At 71.2% G+C, this 15,423-nt stretch carries 16 protein-coding genes and 1 pseudogene; 8 read left to right on the top strand and 9 right to left on the bottom strand.

Annotated elements, in window-relative coordinates; all coding sequences use genetic code 11:
• Positions 1–72 precede the first annotated feature (72 nt).
• Together ACTMTF_RS25150 and ACTMTF_RS25145 are read left to right on the top strand one after the other, a co-directional pair.
• A complete protein-coding gene (locus tag ACTMTF_RS25150; RefSeq protein ID WP_397011842.1) occupies positions 73–1,341 on the top strand; it encodes a DNA recombination protein RmuC in 1,269 nt (422 codons plus the stop codon).
• A 14-nt stretch (positions 1,342–1,355) separates the two neighbouring features.
• A complete protein-coding gene (locus ACTMTF_RS25145; protein WP_441112879.1) occupies positions 1,356–1,865 on the top strand; it encodes a DUF6542 domain-containing protein in 510 nt (169 codons plus the stop codon).
• A 20-nt stretch (positions 1,866–1,885) separates the two neighbouring features.
• Here ACTMTF_RS25145 and ACTMTF_RS25140 read toward each other — a convergent pair whose 3' ends face one another.
• Complete coding sequence (locus ACTMTF_RS25140; protein ID WP_441112878.1) at positions 1,886–2,851, bottom strand: 4-hydroxy-3-methylbut-2-enyl diphosphate reductase; 966 nt, start codon at positions 2,849–2,851, stop codon at positions 1,886–1,888.
• Between the two features lie 102 nt (positions 2,852–2,953).
• On the opposite strand from ACTMTF_RS25140, the gene ACTMTF_RS25135 reads away from it, so the two are divergent.
• Together ACTMTF_RS25135 and xseA are read left to right on the top strand one after the other, a co-directional pair.
• The gene (locus ACTMTF_RS25135; RefSeq protein WP_441112877.1) at positions 2,954–4,093 is read left to right on the top strand and encodes a hypothetical protein; all 1,140 of its coding nucleotides are present in this window, start codon (positions 2,954–2,956) and stop codon (positions 4,091–4,093) included.
• 26 nt (positions 4,094–4,119) lie between these two features.
• Positions 4,120–5,319 (top strand): annotated as a pseudogene (gene xseA / locus ACTMTF_RS25130) (exodeoxyribonuclease VII large subunit); the annotation flags it as partial.
• 554 nt (positions 5,320–5,873) lie between these two features.
• On the opposite strand, the gene ACTMTF_RS25125 reads toward xseA, so the two are convergent.
• Positions 5,874–6,476 carry a TetR/AcrR family transcriptional regulator gene (locus ACTMTF_RS25125; protein ID WP_441112876.1) on the bottom strand — a complete coding sequence of 201 codons (603 nt, stop codon included), beginning with the start codon at positions 6,474–6,476 and terminating at the stop codon, positions 5,874–5,876.
• An 87-nt stretch (positions 6,477–6,563) separates the two neighbouring features.
• Between ACTMTF_RS25125 and ACTMTF_RS25120 the strand changes: the two genes are divergently transcribed.
• The gene (locus ACTMTF_RS25120) at positions 6,564–6,971 is read left to right on the top strand and encodes a nitroreductase family deazaflavin-dependent oxidoreductase (RefSeq protein WP_441112875.1); all 408 of its coding nucleotides are present in this window, start codon (positions 6,564–6,566) and stop codon (positions 6,969–6,971) included.
• Positions 6,972–7,193: 222 nt separating this feature from the next.
• On the opposite strand, the gene ACTMTF_RS25115 is transcribed toward ACTMTF_RS25120, so the two are convergent.
• The 3 genes from ACTMTF_RS25115 to ACTMTF_RS25105 all read right to left on the bottom strand — a co-directional run bounded on the left by ACTMTF_RS25115 (position 7,194) and on the right by ACTMTF_RS25105 (position 8,671).
• Positions 7,194–7,430, bottom strand: a complete 237-nt coding sequence (locus tag ACTMTF_RS25115; RefSeq protein WP_189141880.1) for an exodeoxyribonuclease VII small subunit — start codon at positions 7,428–7,430, stop codon at positions 7,194–7,196.
• Between the two features lie 81 nt (positions 7,431–7,511).
• Entirely contained in the window at positions 7,512–8,048 is a 537-nt protein-coding gene (locus ACTMTF_RS25110; RefSeq protein ID WP_441112874.1) for a DUF4245 domain-containing protein, read from the bottom strand.
• 11 nt (positions 8,049–8,059) lie between these two features.
• Complete coding sequence (locus tag ACTMTF_RS25105) at positions 8,060–8,671, bottom strand: TetR/AcrR family transcriptional regulator (protein ID WP_441112873.1); 612 nt, start codon at positions 8,669–8,671, stop codon at positions 8,060–8,062.
• Positions 8,672–8,751: 80 nt separating this feature from the next.
• On the opposite strand from ACTMTF_RS25105, the gene glpX reads away from it, so the two are divergent.
• Complete coding sequence (glpX, locus tag ACTMTF_RS25100) at positions 8,752–9,786, top strand: class II fructose-bisphosphatase (RefSeq protein ID WP_397011858.1); 1,035 nt, start codon at positions 8,752–8,754, stop codon at positions 9,784–9,786.
• A 53-nt stretch (positions 9,787–9,839) separates the two neighbouring features.
• Here the strand turns inward: glpX and ACTMTF_RS25095 are convergent, their stop codons facing one another.
• Both ACTMTF_RS25095 and ACTMTF_RS25090 read right to left on the bottom strand, forming a co-directional pair.
• Positions 9,840–10,490, bottom strand: coding sequence for a DUF1707 SHOCT-like domain-containing protein (locus tag ACTMTF_RS25095; RefSeq protein WP_441112872.1), 651 nt, complete (start codon positions 10,488–10,490; stop codon positions 9,840–9,842).
• Between the two features lie 52 nt (positions 10,491–10,542).
• Complete coding sequence (locus tag ACTMTF_RS25090) at positions 10,543–11,094, bottom strand: TetR/AcrR family transcriptional regulator (RefSeq protein WP_441112871.1); 552 nt, start codon at positions 11,092–11,094, stop codon at positions 10,543–10,545.
• A gap of 93 nt (positions 11,095–11,187) precedes the next feature.
• Between ACTMTF_RS25090 and ACTMTF_RS25085 the strand changes: the two genes are divergently transcribed.
• On the top strand, positions 11,188–11,865 hold the full coding sequence (locus ACTMTF_RS25085; protein ID WP_441112870.1) for a DUF998 domain-containing protein: 678 nt from the start codon (positions 11,188–11,190) through the stop codon (positions 11,863–11,865).
• A 47-nt stretch (positions 11,866–11,912) separates the two neighbouring features.
• Positions 11,913–13,073 (top strand): MFS transporter, encoded by a 1,161-nt coding sequence (locus tag ACTMTF_RS25080; protein ID WP_441112869.1) that lies wholly within the window; start codon positions 11,913–11,915, stop codon positions 13,071–13,073.
• Between the two features lie 28 nt (positions 13,074–13,101).
• On the opposite strand, the gene ACTMTF_RS25075 is transcribed toward ACTMTF_RS25080, so the two are convergent.
• Both ACTMTF_RS25075 and pdxR read right to left on the bottom strand, forming a co-directional pair.
• Positions 13,102–14,049, bottom strand: coding sequence for a Gfo/Idh/MocA family protein (locus ACTMTF_RS25075; RefSeq protein ID WP_441112868.1), 948 nt, complete (start codon positions 14,047–14,049; stop codon positions 13,102–13,104).
• A 16-nt stretch (positions 14,050–14,065) separates the two neighbouring features.
• Positions 14,066–15,397, bottom strand: coding sequence for a MocR-like pyridoxine biosynthesis transcription factor PdxR (gene pdxR, locus ACTMTF_RS25070; RefSeq protein ID WP_441112867.1), 1,332 nt, complete (start codon positions 15,395–15,397; stop codon positions 14,066–14,068).
• Positions 15,398–15,423 lie beyond the last annotated feature (26 nt).

The raw sequence follows: 15,423 nt of genomic DNA, 5'->3' as shown, positions 1-15,423 counted from the left end.
CGGTTATGGCCGCGACGGGCCCAGGCGTGTCGGGCTGAGATCCCGGCCCGATGTGCTGCGATCATCGATCGAATGGACGTCGTCTCCCTCCTCATCGGCCTGCTCATCGGCCTGCTGGCCGGCGCTGCCATCGGGTTCCTGCTGGCCAGGACGAGAGCGGCGGTGCGAGTGGCCGAGGCCGACGCCAGGGCCAGGTCCTCCGCCGAGAAGCTCGTCTACGTCGAGGAGCAGCTCGCCGAGCGCTTCCAGGCCCTGTCCACCCGGGCGCTCGACGTCAACAACGTGCGCTTCCTGGAGCTGGCCGAGACCCGGCTGTCGGCCAGCCGCGCCGAGGCCAGCGGCGACCTGGAGCAGCGCAGGCAGGCCGTCGAGCACCTGGTCGAGCCGCTGAAGGACGCGCTGGCGCGGGTGGAGGCGCAGCTGCGCGACACCGAGTCCGGTCAGCGCGCCGCCCGCGCCGAGCTGGCCAGGGAGATGGATTTCGTCCGGCACAGCCACGAGCAACTGCGGTCGCAGACCATGGCGCTGGTACGCGCGCTGCAGCGGCCCGAGGCGCGCGGGCGCTGGGGCGAGATGCAGCTGCGCCGGGTCGCCGAGATCGCCGGGATGCAGCGTCACTGCGACTTCGACGAGCAGGTGACCGAGGGCGCCCAGCGGCCCGACATGGTGGTGCGGCTGGCCGGCGGCAAGAACATCGTGGTCGACTCCAAGGTCTCGCTGGCCGCCTACCTGGAGGCCGCGGAGGCCGCCGACGAGTCCCTCGCCTCGGTACGGCTCGACGCGCACGCCAGGCACGTGCGCGAGCACGTCGACCGGCTCGCCGCCAAGGCCTACTGGCAGGGGTTCAACCCGTCGCCGGAGTTCGTGGTGCTGTTCATCCCCGGGGAGGCGTTCCTCGCGCCCGCGCTGGAGCGGGATCCGAGCCTGCTGGAGTACGCCATGACGCGGCGGGTGCACATCGCCACCCCCACCACGCTGATCACGATGCTGCGCACCGCCCACTACGCCTGGCAGCAGGCCGCGCTCAGCGAGAACGCCAGGGCGGTGTTCGAGCTGGGCAAGGAGCTGTACGAAAGACTGTCGTCGCTGGGCAGGAACGTGGAGTCGCTCGGCAGGGCGCTCACGCGTACCGTGGAGGCGTACAACAAGTCGGTCGGCTCTCTTGAGAGCCGCGTCCTGGTCAGCGCGCGCAAGCTGCGCGACCTGGGCGTGGTGGACGGCGAGCTCGACCCCCCCGAGATGGTCGAGAGCCTGCCCAGGCCCCTGTCCTCTCCCGAACTGCTGGAAACCACGTCTCTCATTTCGCACGCGAACGGTAAGTTGGCCAACGGGTCGCAGTAAGGGGGGCGGGGCCAATGACCGGGAAAGGCAAGCGATCGGCCGTCAGGCTGACCGCCCGTGGCGCCATCGCGCTCATCCTGCTCGCCACCCTCGCCGGCTACGTCCTGGCGGCCCTGTTCGACCTGCAGCCGCTGATCGGGCTGGCGTTCGTGTCCGCGTGCCTGCTCGGCGTGATCCTGGTCAACCCGCGCGAGCTGCTGTCGCTGGTGGTCACGCCGCCGCTGGTGTTCTTCGTCGCGACGCTCTTCGTGGAGCTCGGCCGGGCGCTCAGCTCGGTCGGCATCATCCAGTCGCTGGCACTCGGCCTGTACGGCTCGCTGTCGCACGGCGCGCCCTGGCTGTTCGCCGGATCGGCCATCGTGCTCGGCGTCGCCTGGGGCCGCGGGCTGCGCGACAACGTCCGCGAACTACGCGACGAGCTGCGGGCGGGCGCGGAAACGCCGCGCCCGCGCCAGTCGTTCGTCCCCGAGCCTGAGGGCTACTTCGAGCCCAAGGTGTACGGCACCCCGCGCACCGAGGACTGACCACCCGGGCCGCTCAGGCGCTACGACGCCCGCAGGTCCTTGCGGAGCTCGTGCGGCAGGGAGAAGCGCATGCTCTCCCGCACCGACTCGACCTCCTCCACGTCACCGAAGCCGTGCTGGGCCAGCCGGGCCAGCACCTGATCCACCAGCTCCTCAGGCACCGAGGCGCCGCTGGTCACGCCGACCGTGGTGACGTCGTCGAGCCACTCGTCCCGGATGAACGTGGCGTTGTCGACCAGGTAGGAGGCGTCGGCCCCGTGGTCCTTGGCCACCTCCACCAGCCGCTTGGAGTTGGAGGAGTTCTCGGAGCCGACCACGATCATGAGCTGGCACTGCGCCGCGATCTCCTTGACGGCGACCTGCCGGTTCTGGGTGGCGTAGCAGATGTCGTCGCTGGGCGGGTCGATCAGCGTCGGGAAACGCTCCTTGAGCCGGGCCACCGTCTCGACGGTCTCGTCCACCGACAGCGTGGTCTGCGACAGCCACACCAGCTTCTCCGGGTCCTTCACCTGGATGCCGTCCACCGAGCCGAGGCCGTCGACGAGCTGGATGTGCTCCGGCGCCTCGCCGGCGGTGCCCTCGACCTCCTCGTGCCCTTCGTGGCCGATGAGCAGGATGCCGTAGTCCTGGCCGGCGAATCTCTTCGCCTCGTTGTGTACCTTGGTCACCAGCGGGCAAGTGGCGTCGATGGTGCGCAGCTTGCGCTGTTCGGCCTCACTGTGCACGGCGGGCGAGACGCCGTGCGCGGAGAAGACCACGATCTCTCCCTCGGGCACCTCCTCCGTCTCCTCGACGAAGATGGCGCCCTTGGCCTCGAGCGTCTTGACCACGTGCGTGTTGTGGACGATCTGCTTGCGCACGTAGATGGGCGCGCCGTACTGCTCCAAAGCCTTCTCGACCGCTACGACGGCTCGATCGACTCCGGCACAGTAGCCGCGGGGCTTGGCTACGAGGACTCGGCGGGAAGTAGGGGTCTGGGGCTCCATACTTCTTATGCTACGTGAGAGCGGCCAACGGGCCCGTGCGTGCGTGCTTGCCCGCCGTTTGCCATGCTGGCCGTCCGATACAGACCTCCCAGGGAGACGTACATGTCCCTCAGCGACGTGATACGCAACATCACCAAGACCGTCACCGACAAGAAAGCGAAGGATCTGCCGCTCCTTGTCGTCCAGGGCACGCTCAGCGCCGCGGGCCACGCGCTCGGGCTGGTCGACCGCGTGAAGAAGTCGATCAAGGGGTTGGGCGCGAAGGAGGAGAAGAAGGAGGAGCACGAGTCCGCGCCGGCCGCCGAGGTCGCCGCGTCCGCCGAGGAGGAGAAGCCGGCGCGCAGGGAGCCGGTGATCTTCGCGCCTCGCCCCGGCGCGGCCGAGCCGAACGGCACCGCCAAGACCAAGCCGGACCCGGTCATCTTCAGCCCCGCCACGAAGACGGAGGCGGAGCCGGAGAGCGGCACGTCCCCGGCCAAGCCGTCCCCGGCGGTCGCCGAGCCCGCGCCCAGCGCGACCAGCGCTCCCGCCGCTCCCGCCGCTCCCGGCGTCGCCTCCGAGCCCACCGCGGCCTCGTCCGCGCCGACGGCGGCTCCCGAGCCTGCGGCCGCGACGTCCGCCCCGGTGGCCGCTCCCGAGCCTCCCGCGGCGTCCACGGAGCCCGTGGCCGCTCCTGAGCCCGCTGCCGCTACCGCTGCCAAGCCGGCCGTCACCGAGCCTGTCACCACCGAGCCCCAGCCGGCCGCCGCGCCGAAGCCGACCGTCGAGGCCAAGCCGACCGTCGAGGCCAACGCGAAGCCGGCCGCTGAGACGAAGCCTGCCTCTGAGGCGGAGCCCGTCGCTGAGGCGAAGCCCGTCGCTGAGGACAAGCCCGCTGTGGACACGGCTGCCGAGACGGCGTCGGCTCCGGTCGCTGAGGCGAAGCCGAAGGCTGCCAAGGCGAGGGCGACCAAGCCCAGGGCTGCCAAGCCGAAGCCCGTCGTGGAGGGTGACAAGCTGGCCGAGGCCGCCGAAGCCGTGCCCGCCGCCGAAGGCGACACCGCCCCCGCCGCGGTGACCGGCCTGGCCGAGCCGCTGCCGGGTTACTCGGAACTGACCGTCGCCTCGCTGCGCGCCAGGATGCGCGGCAAGTCGGCCGAGCAGATCAGCGCGTGCCTCACCTTCGAGCAGGCCACCAAGGCCCGCCCCGAGGTCGTGCGGATGTACGAGAACCGCCTGGCCAAGCTGCAGGCCGGAGAATAGTCACCGCGGCACCGTAGTCTTCCGCCATGACCTCGAAGACCTCACCCGAGTCTCCGCTGCCGATCCGCACCGTCTTGCAGATGGTGGGCGGCTGGATCGGCAAACTCGGGACCGTCTGGGTCGAAGGCCAGATCACGGACCTGAGCGCGCGCGGTGGCACGGTCTTCCTGACGCTGCGCGACCCAGTGGCCAATGTGTCGGCCCGGGTCACCGCTCCGCGCGGCGTCTATGAGGCCACCATGCCGCGCCCCGCCGACGGCGCCAGGGTGGTGGTGCACGTCAAACCGGACTTCTGGGTCAACAGAGGTTCGTTCGCGTTCACCGCTCTGGAGATCCGCCCCGTCGGCGTGGGCGAGCTGCTGGCCCGGCTGGAGCGGCTGCGCCAGTTGCTGGCGGCCGAGGGCCTGTTCAACGCTGACAGGAAGCGGCGGCTGCCGTTCCTGCCCGGCACGGTGGGGCTGATCTGCGGCCGCGACTCGGCCGCGGAGCGCGACGTGCTGGAGAATGCCAGGCGCCGCTGGCCCGCCGTGCGGTTCAAGGTCGAGGAGGTGGCCGTCCAGGGCCCCTACGCGGTGGGAGAGGCCACCGAGGCGCTGGCCAAGCTCGACGCGGACGCAGACGTCGAGGTCATCGTCGTGGCCCGTGGCGGCGGCTCCCTGGAGGACCTGCTGCCGTTCTCCGACGAGACGCTCGTACGATCCGTGGCCGCCTGCCGCACCCCCGTGGTGAGCGCGATCGGTCACGAGCAGGACAGCCCGCTGCTCGACCTGGTGGCCGACGTGCGCGCCTCGACTCCCACGGACGCCGCCAAGAAGGTCGTCCCCGACGTCGGCGAGCAGCTCTCGCTGGTCCGCCAGCTTCGCGACAGAGGGCGCAGGGTGGTGAGCGGCTGGCTCGACCGCGAGATGTCATGGCTCACCTCGGTCCGCTCGCGCCCGTCGCTGGCCGACCCGGTGCGGGAGCTCGAACGCCGGGCCGAGCAGGTCGACGCCCTGCGCGAGCGCGCCCGGCGGTCGCTGACGAGCTCGCTCGACCGGGCCGGCGACGACCTCACCCACATCCGCGGCCGGCTCGTCGCCCTGTCCCCGGCGGCCACGCTGGAGCGCGGCTACGCCATCGTCCAGCATCCCTCGGGCGAGGTGGTCCGCCGCGCCAAGGACGTCCCACCGGGCACGCTCCTCACCCTCCGCCTCCCCGACGACCGCCTAACCGTCCGCACCGAACCAACCACCAACGAACCAACCAAGACCACGCCAACCGGGGACGAGCCAACCAGGGACGAACCAACCGCAACCAAGCCGACCGCGGACACACCGGTCCAGACCAAGCCGGCCAAGAACAGGCCGGCCGAGGCCCCACCGTCGGTGGAGGACCAACGGGCCGAGGCACCGCAAGCCGAGGAGCGTCAGGCTGAGCAGCAACAGGGCGAGGAGCAACGCGCTGACGATCAGTCAGCCGTGGACAAGTCCGGAAAGCCGGGCAAAACCCGCAAGAAACCGGACAGCTCCTCCAAGATGCCCTGACCGCAGGACCGCTCCTCCGCCTTGGCCAGCGCCTTCAGACGTGAACGCCCGCACTCCTCCAGCGCGGCCGTCCCATCCCCAGGCTGCGCGAACACCCCTTGACCGCGCATCCGCTTCAGCCCTCTGGCCGCAAGCCTTCAGCCTCCTGGCGACGCAAGCGCCCTCTCCACCGCGCAAGCGCCCCATCCGCTTGACCGCGCAAGCGCTTCAGGCCCCTGGCCGTGTGAGCGCTTCAGGTTCTTGGCTGGGTGAGGGCTTCAGGTTCTTGGCTGGGTGAGGGCTTGGGCCAGGGTTTTGGCGCCTGTCTTGATGGCATCGACGCTCAGGCCGCGTTCTTTGCGCTGGTAGCTGATCAGGTGCGCGTTGAGGGGGGCGAGCAGGGCGTCGGCCAGGAAGTGGGGGTCGGCCGGGGGGCGGGTCTGGGCCAGGAGGCCGGCCAGGTGGGTGTGGTAGAGCCTGTACGGGCCCCGGAACTTGGCCTTCGGCGAGCCGATCTCCAGCAGTAAGAGCAGGTCCTGCTGGTCGACGACACGATCGATGAGCGCGGGCAGGAAGGCCGCGACGCGCTCGGCGGGGTCCGCACCGGGGCCGAGCGGCGGTGGGCCGCTCAGGAAGGCCTCCTGGAAGCGCCGTTCGCGCTCGTCGATCAGCGCGTACACCAGCCCGGCGCGGTCGCCGAAGCGGCGGTAGACGGTGCCCACACCCACGCAGGCCTCGCGGGCCACCTCGTCGAGCGACAGTTGGTCGGCCCCGCTGGTCTCGATCATGCGCGCGGCCACCTGGATGATCTTCTGTCTGTTGCGGGCCGCGTCGGCGCGCTCAGGTTGCGGCTGCCCGACGATCGGCAACTGGTGGGACACAGGGCGAGCATAGCTCCGTTGCAACCGGAGGAATCTCCGGTTAGTCTCCGCGGTTATACGGAGAACCGTCCGCTTAGGGAGATCGCTATGCCGAACGACTTCAACAAGCAGATCATCGAAGAGTTCCGTGCCAACGCCGGCGTGGTCGGTGGCCCCTTCCAGGGAGCGACCCTGGTCCTGCTCACCACGACCGGCGCCAAGAGCGGCAAACGCAGCACCAGCCCGGTGATGTACATGGAGGACGGCGACCGCTACATCGTCATCGCCTCCAACGCCGGTGCCGACCAGCACCCCGCGTGGTATCACAACCTGCGTGCCACGCCCCAGGCCACCGCCGAGATCGGCACGGAGACGTTCGAGGTGAAGGCCGACTTCATCGAGGGTGAGGAGCGCGACCAGCTCTATGCGCGCATGGTGGAGATCGCGCCGGGATTCGCCGAGTACGAGGCCAAGACCACGCGCCGCATCCCCGTCGTGGCCCTGCACCGCGCCTGATCACGGCCCCACCGCCCCAAGCCCGACCACGCGCCTGCCGCTCCTGGCGTCACAGAGAGCTAGGCCTGCTGCGCCACAGAGTTACGTCTGCGGCGCCACAGAGCGCAATCCGATGCGCCACACGGCCGGAGCTTGAGCGTCACGACGCCAGGGCAGGTGCGTCTCGGTGTCAGGGTTGGATCGTCACCACGCTAAAAGTTTCCGAGTTGGAGCGTCACCACGCTAGAAGGGGGCGTCGTCCGGTGAGGCGGCGGTCGGGTCGGATCTGCGGGCCATCGCGGCCGCCAGCTTGACCCTGGCGCCCTGCAACCACTCCTCGCAGATGGCGGCCAGCTTCTCTCCCCGCTCCCAGAGCTCGATGGACTGCTCCAGGGTGAGGCCGCCGGTCTCCAGGCGGCGCACCACCTCGGTCAACTCCTCGCGGGCCTGCTCGTATGAGGGTGCCTTCTCGTCTGCCACCCGCCCACCCTAGGGTCAGCCACCGACAACTGCGTCCCGCCTCACCGAGCAGACAAGAGCGCAGCGGGTCAGAGCAGTGGGTCAGTCGGTCGGCTTAGGACGCTGTTGAAGGAGGGTGGCGATCTCGGTGAGCTCTGGCCAGTCGGCCGTGCCCGTGACCACCACGGTCACGTCCGGCAGCGGGAGGACCAGGGTGCGCTGGTTCTTGTCCTCGCGGAAGCGCCGTTCCCAGGACCGGCCGTTGATCTGCTCGGTGCCGACGATCTTGTCGGAGTTGGCCATGCGGTTGGCGAACCCGGCAGGGGGCTTCTCGTCGCTCTGGATGATCATGGCGTGCTCCCGCTCGCCGGTGGCGTAGCCGAGGTGGAGGACCTGGGCGCCGTTCTCCCCGGTGGCGATCTTGTTGCTGTTGGGGACCCAGCCCTCGGGGTCCTTGGTGGGAGCCCACACCTGGTACGGCACCTTACGGCTGAAGTTGGCGACCGTGATGGAGTAGTCCAGCTTGGGGATGTGCTCCCCGCTGCTCTGCGGCGTCACGAGCAGGAAGAGCCCGGCCGCCCCGAGACAGACGAACAGGGCTACCGCGTAGCCGTAGAAACCTTCGGTGAACCGTCGCACAGTTGGCGAGGTTACCCGCTGGAGGGGCCGGTCGCCGAAGCGGCGGGCCGGATCTGCCCGATGATGGCGAGCACGTCCTCGGCCAGTTCCCGGTCGCCCGATTGGACGATCTCGGTGACGGCGGCGGCCAGGGCGCCGGTGACGACCACGACCAGGGCGTTCTCGCCGTCGTCGAAGAGCGTGGCGTTGCGTCGGGCCCAGGTGCGCAGGCGGTCGCGCATGACCACCTCGAAGCCGGGCGGGCCGTCGCCGCGCAGGAACAGCGCGGCGAGCTCGCGTTCGGCGAGGCAGCCTTCGAGGTACGCGCGGGCCGCGCTGATGAAGACCCGCATGGGGTCGGTCTCGCCGGAGCCGCGGGCCTCGCGGGCGGCCTGCTTGGTACGCTGCGTCTGCCGGGCCTGGAACTCCTCGAACAGGGTGAGGTAGAGGTCGGCCTTGCCCGCGAAGTGGTGGTAGAGGCTGCCGACGCTGGCGTCGGCCTTGGCCACCACCTCCGTCACGCCCGCCTCGGCGAATCCCCTGACGACGAAGACGTCCCTGGCGGCCTTGAGGAGCGCCGTGCGGGTGGCCGCTCCGCGCTCGGATGTACGCGCTGCCACCGGCTGTTCCACATCGCTGCTCATGGGTGGCACATTATCCTCCGCTGACCGGGGATACAGGGACAACTACGATCGAGGTAGTCGTTCCTAGGAGGCCTCTCATCATGTCCGATCAGACGTCCGTACCTGCCGCGCTGGCCACGGGCGAGCGCGCCCCCGACCGAAACCTCGCCCTTGAGCTCGTACGGGTCACGGAGGCGGCGGCCATGGCGGCGGCCCGCTGGGTGGGGCGGGGCGACAAGAACGGCGCCGACGGCGCGGCCGTGAACGCGATGCGCCAGTTGATCAACACCGTGTCCATGAACGGTGTGGTGGTCATCGGGGAGGGCGAGAAGGACCACGCCCCGATGCTCTACAACGGGGAGCGGGTCGGCGACGGCAGCGGCCCCGAGTGCGACGTGGCGGTGGACCCGATCGACGGCACCCGGCTGACCGCCCTCGGCATGCCCGACGCGGTCTCGGTGATCGCGTTGAGCGAGCGCGGGTCGATGTACGACCCGTCGGCGGTGTTCTACATGGAGAAGCTGGTCACCGGGCCGGAAGCGGCCGACGTGGTGGACATCGAGGCGCCCGTCAAGGCGAACATCGCCGCCGTCGCCAAGGCCAAGCACTGCTCGCCCTCCGACGTCACGGTGGTCGTGCTCGACCGGCCGAGGCACGAGCGGCTGGTCAAGGAGATCAGGGAGAGCGGCGCGCGGATCAAGTTCATCACCGACGGCGACGTGGCGGGCGCCATCATGGCGGCGCGCGGCGGCACCGGCATCGACCTGATGCTCGGCATCGGCGGCACGCCTGAGGGCATCATCGCGGCCTGCGCGCTCAAGTGCCTGGGCGGCGTCATCCAGGGCAAGCTGTGGCCGCTGGACGAGGCCGAGCGCCAGAAGGCCATCGCGGCCGGGCATGACCTGGACCAGGTGCTGACCACGGACGACCTGGTCAGGTCCGACGACGTGTTCTTCGCGGCGACGGGCATCACCCAGGGCGAGCTGATGGACGGCGTCCGCTACCGGGGTGGCGTGGCGATGACGCAGTCGCTGGTGATGCGCGGGCGGTCTGGAACGATCCGCAAGGTCGAGAGCGAGCACCAGCTGTGGAAGCTGCGCGCCTACAGCGCGATCAACTTCGACACCGCCGGCTGAGGACCGCCCGGCTGAGGATCACCGCCCGGCTCGGAGTCAGCGGCGGCTGAGGGTCAGCGGCGGCGCTTGCGGCGGGGCGGCTCCTTGACCTTGACCTCGCCGAGGAAGTTGCTGGTGCGCACCTCGACCACGGGCGAGTCCGGCTCGCTCGGCCGCTTGGTGAGGCGGACGGTCTTCTCCTTGGTGACGCGGATGACCTCGAGCCCCTCGGGGACGTGGATCTCCAGCCCGCCGAAGACCAGGGTGGCGTTGATGACGATGCGCCGGTTCTGCAGGATCGCGTCGCGCAGGTCGAGCTTGGTGGTGCCGAACATGGCGGTCACGCTCAGCTCGGCCGGCACCACCCAGCGACCGCCGCGCTGCTCCTTCTTGAAGATCGCCGAGACCGGCCTGCCGTCCAGGTTGAGCGGCTGCTCCTCGGGTGGCAGCAGGTCGGCGGTCACCTGGGCGAGGTCGCCGAGCGTGCGGGCGGCGTACACCGTCGTGAGCCGTTCTTCGAGCTCGTCCAGCATGAGGCGGCCGTCGGCGTGGGCGTCCTGGAGCACCTGGGCGACGCGTTCGCGGTCGGCGTCGGAGGCGCGCAGTTCGTGCGGCTGGGGTGAGGTTTCGTCCGGAGCGCCGCGGCGGGCCGAGGCCCACTCCTCCGCCAGCCGTTCCCCGACTTCCTGCAGGCGTGGCAACCAGGATCCAGGGCGTTCGTTCACAGTTCAGACCATATCCCGCCAGAATCCGGAGCGCTCCCCCTGAAGAGGCACATCATCGGATCCGGGCGACGAGGGCGGCGACGTCCTCGGCCAGCTTCTCGTCGACCTCGGCGTGGCGGTTGAGCAGGCGGTACCACATGACGCCGAAGGCGATGTCCACCGCGAGCTCGGGGTCCACGCCGGCGGGCAGCGCACCACGTTCGAGTACGACGCGCAGGGCGCGGCGGCGTGGGCCGATGAGCTTGGCGTCCAGCTCGGCGGCGAAGCGCGGATCGCTCTGGGCGTCGGCCATGAGCCCGACGACCACCCGCCCGGCGAGGCCGTGGGCGACCGCGAACGTCTCGCTCAGGAAGACCACCAGGTCCCGCTGCGGGTCGCCGCTCTCCGGCGGCATCGGCAGCCGCCGGCCGACCACCTCGGTCAGGGCTTCGAGCAGCAGCTCGGCCTTGGTCTGCCACCATCGGTAGAGCGTCTGGCGCCCGGTGCCCGCCGCCTCGGCGATGCCCTTGAGCGTGACGGAGGCGTACCCGTCGCGCTCGCACAGCTCCAGCGCGGCCCGCAGGATCGCCTGCCTGGCCACCTCGCTCCGCGGTCTGCCTGCCATCAGCCGATTTTACAAGACACCATGCCTCGTTTACCGAAAGCCGGAATCCGTCGGGGTTTCCGGCTGTTGAAGCCGACAAAGAGAGGGGTGGTCGTGCATCGGGCGGCACGTTGGGGTCTGGGCGGAGTGGGCGCCGGCGCCACCTTGATCCTCGGACTGGACCTGGCCGCCCTGGGCGAGCTGGACCCGCTGCGGCGCACCATCAGCGAGCACGGCCTGCGGGAGTACGGGTGGGTCTTCGGGTTGGGCATCGCCCTGCTCGCGGCCGGGTCGGCGGCCATCGGCGTCTCGCTGGCGCGCAGGCGGATGGCGGGGACCGCCGGCACACTGGCGCTGATGGCGTGGAGCGCCGGGCTGCTCGTGATCGCCTGTTTCCCCAAGCATGACTGGTCCGTGGGGCCCAGCCTCAGCGGCAGCATCCACCGGGCCGGCAGCGTCGTCGCCTTCCTCAGCCTCCCGCTGGCCGCGCTGATCATCGCCAGGCCGTGGCGGCGCGCGGAGCGGGGTGCGGCGTCGCTGACGGCCTTCGTCTTCGGGCTGCTCTCGGTGCTGTTCGTGCTGAGCATGGCCGCGGTGATGGCGATCGGCGCGCAGAGCGGGCTGCCGTGGTGGCGGGTGATGCCGATCGGCCTGGTCGAGCGCGGCCTGGCGGTGATCGAGGTGGCGGCGCTGACGGCGCTCGGCGTGTGGGCCGCGGGGCAGCGGCTCGCCGGGGCACGCGTACCGGCCGAGAACGGCCAACCACTGGTGGAGCGCTCGACAGCCAGTTAACCTGACCCCGCCTCACGTTTGATTTCCCCCCGGTCAGGGAGGCCACTGTGCCGTCCACGCGTGATCGCCAGGCCCGCCATGCGACGTTCGTCGTCTTCGCGGTGCAGGGACTGTCCTTCGCCACACTCCTCACCCAGGTCGCCCACCTCCAGGACAAACACCAGATCAGCACCGGAGCGCTCACCGCGCTCCTGCTCATCGTGCCGGTCTTCGCCGGGGTCGGCAGCGTGGCCGCCGGCTCGTTCGCCGCCCGCCTGGGCAGCAAGACGCTGCTGCGGCTGGCCCAGCCCACGGTGGCCGTCGCCGTCGTGCTCGCCGGTCTGGCCCCGAACGTGCTGTCACTCGTGCCGGCGCTGCTGCTGTTCGGGCTGGGCGTCGGCGCGGTGGACGCGGGCATGAACATGCAGGGCGTAGCGGTCGAGCGCAGGTACGGACGGGCGGTGCTGAACGGCTTCCACTGCCTGTGGAGCGTGTTCAGCCTGGCCGGGGCACTCTGGGTGGCGGCCGTCGGTGACGGCCTGCCGCTGGAGGCCGTCATGGCGATCCCGATGGCCGTGGCCGTGGCGGGCTCCCTGTACGCCGGGCCGCAGCTGTGCACGACGGCGGAGGAGAAGGCCGAGACCCAGGCCGGAGCCGCCATCGGCCGGTTCCCCTGGCGGCCGATCATCCCGCTCTGCCTGGCGATGGGCTTCCTGTACGTCGGGGACGCGGCGGTCTCCAACTTCAGCACGGTCTTCATGCAGGACGTCCTGGCGGCGGACGCCCGGGTGATCCCGCTGGCCTACGCCGCCTACCAGGCGACGACGCTGCTCGTCCGGCTCGGCGGGGACGTGGCGGTCAGGAGGTACGGCCCGGCCACCGTCGTCCGGCTCGGCGGCGCCATCGCCACGCTCGGCTTCCTCGGCATCGTCGCGGCCCCCAGCCAGCCGCTGGCCATCGTGGCGTTCGGGCTGACCGGCGTGGGCCTGGCGGTGGTGGCGCCGCAGTCGTTCTCCGCGGCCGGACGGCTGGATCCGGCGGGCACCGGCGTGGCCATCGCCAGGGTCAACCTGTTCAACTACGTCGGCTTCATCGTCGGCTCCGGCCTGGTGGGCGCGCTCGCCGACGTCGGTGACATGCGGATCGGTTTCGTCGCGCCACTGGTGCTGGCCGCCGCGATCGTGATGCTGGCCAGGGGCTTCGAGCCCGCGCTCAAGACCCGGACGTAGTCGCCCCAGGGCGATCGCCGCGCGGCGGTCAGGTCTCGGTGTCCCGGACCTCCGCGACCTGCACGGGGCGACCCTCGCGGCGTGACAGCTCGGCCGCCTCGGCGACGTAGAGCGCGGCCAGCGCGTCCTCGATCGAGCACAGGCCGTCCGCGCCGCGCAGGAAGGCGTCGAGCTCGGCCGCGTACGCGTCGGCGAACCGGGCGACGAAGTCCGGCCACGGCTCCCCGGGCGGCTGCAGGCCCTCGGTCGTGGACAGCGGGGCGCGCGGGCCGAGGCCGACGGCCCTGGTGGCCTTGGTGCCCGCCAGTTCCATGCGGACGTCGTACCCCGCGCCGTTGTAACGCGAGCCCTGCACGGTGGCGAGCGTGCCGTCGTCGAGCGTCAGCAGCGCGGCGCTCGTGTCGACGTCGCCGGCCTCGCCGAAGAAGGCGGCGCCCCGGTTCGCGCCGGTCGCGTAGACGGAGACCACCTCGCGGCCCGTCACCCAGCGCAGGATGTCGAAGTCGTGGATGTGGCAGTCGCGGAAGATGCCGCCGGACAGCGGGATGTAGGCGGCGGGCGGCGGCGACGGGTCGGCGGTGATCAGGTGCACCCGGTGCAGCTCTCCCAGCTCACCGGCGCGCAGGGCCTCGGCGGCGGCCACGTAACCGGCGTCGAACCGGCGCTGGAAGCCGATCTGCACCCGGTTGTCCCGTGCGGCCTCCAGCACCTCGATCGTCTCCTTGACGCCGCCGGCCACCGGCTTCTCGCAGAAGGCCGGGATGCCGCGCCGGCACGCCTCGACGAGGAGCTCGGCGTGGGTGCTGGTCGGGGTGGCGATCACCACGGCGTCCGCCTGGAAGGGATCACCGGGACGGCCGTGCGGCGAGGTGCGCACCGGATCGGCCACGATCAGCTCGTCCACCAGCGGATGCGCGGCCAGCGTCGCGGCGTGGAACGCGCCGATCCGGCCCAGACCCATCAACCCCACACGCATGACTCCTCCAAAGCCTTTAAAGCATATTTTGTCCAGACATTCTGTCTTTTAAGCCTTTTACGGCTTCCGCAGCCTTGCGTGCGGGCAACCGGGCGAAGCCGACCACGACGGCGGGCGGTCCGGCGGCCGAGCGCATGATGCCGACGGGCTCGGCGGACAGGCCCAGCTCCACGGCGGCCGCCGCCGTCCGGCCCTCGTCCCAGCCGTCCGGCAGATCGAGGTAGACGTGCAGCCCCGCCTCGATGCCGCGCACCCGGACCTCGGGCAGCAGCTCGGCCAGCGCCCCGACCAGCGCGTCCCGGCGCCGGTGATACTCCCTGCGCATGCGCCGCAGGTGCTTGTCGTAGCCGCCGGTGCGCAGGAAGTGGGCCAGCGCGTACTGCTCGACCACCGGGGAGCCCAGGTCCAGCTCGCCCCGCGCCCGCCGGACGTCCTCGGCCAGGGACGCGGGAGCGACCACCCAGCCCAGCCGGAGGCCGGGGGCGAGCGCCTTGCTGACGCTGCCGGAAAGGATCACTCGGTCCGGCGCCAGCCCCTGCAGGCAGCCGACCGGGTCGCGGTCGAAGCGGAACTCGGCGTCGTAGTCGTCCTCCAGGATCGTCCGGTCGCCCTGCCGGACCCATTCCATGAGCGCGGCCCGGCGAGCAGGTGACAGCACCACGCCCGTCGGGTACTGGTGGGCCGGGGTGAGCAGGACCGCGTCGGCCGGCGGCAGCTTCGCCACGTCCAGCCCCTGGCCGTCCACGGGGACCGGGAACAGGTCCGCGCCCGCCCGGCGGAGCAGGGGCTCCTGGCGGTGGCTCGTGGGGTCCTCCACGGCCAGCCGCACCCGCCGGTCACGGGCCAGCACCCGCAGTATCAGGCTGAGGCCCTGGGCGACGCCACCGACGATCACCACGTTCTCCGGCCGGACGTCGGCCGCCCGCACCCGCCTGAGGTATCCGGCCAGCTCCTCGCGCAGCTCCGGCACACCGCCGGGGTCGCCGTAGTCGAGGGCGTCGCCCGGCATGGTGGTCAGGACGTGCTTGACCGAGGCCAGCCAGCGCTGCCTCGGGAAGTGGCCGAGGTCGGGCGAGGTGGCCCGGTGCCCGTAGAAGGGGGCGCGCGGCTCCTCGCCGGTCGCCGGCGGCCGGGAGCGCGGGGCGGTGACGGGGGCCACCTGGGTCCCGGAGCCCACGCGGGAGATGAGGAAGCCCTCGGCGACCAGCTGCTCGTACGCCTCCACCACCACGCCTCGGGAGACCTGGAGGTCGGCGGCGAGGTCACGGCTGGCGGGCAGGCGGGTGCCGGGGGCCAGCCGGCCCTGCCGGATGGAGGCGCGCAGCTCGGACGCGACCTGTCCGGCCATCCCACCTTTTTCGCGATTTATCGCTA

This window comes from Nonomuraea sp. ZG12 (assembly GCF_052068115.1).
Classification (GTDB): domain Bacteria; phylum Actinomycetota; class Actinomycetes; order Streptosporangiales; family Streptosporangiaceae; genus Nonomuraea.
This window is presented reverse-complemented; position numbering and strand designations above follow the sequence as displayed.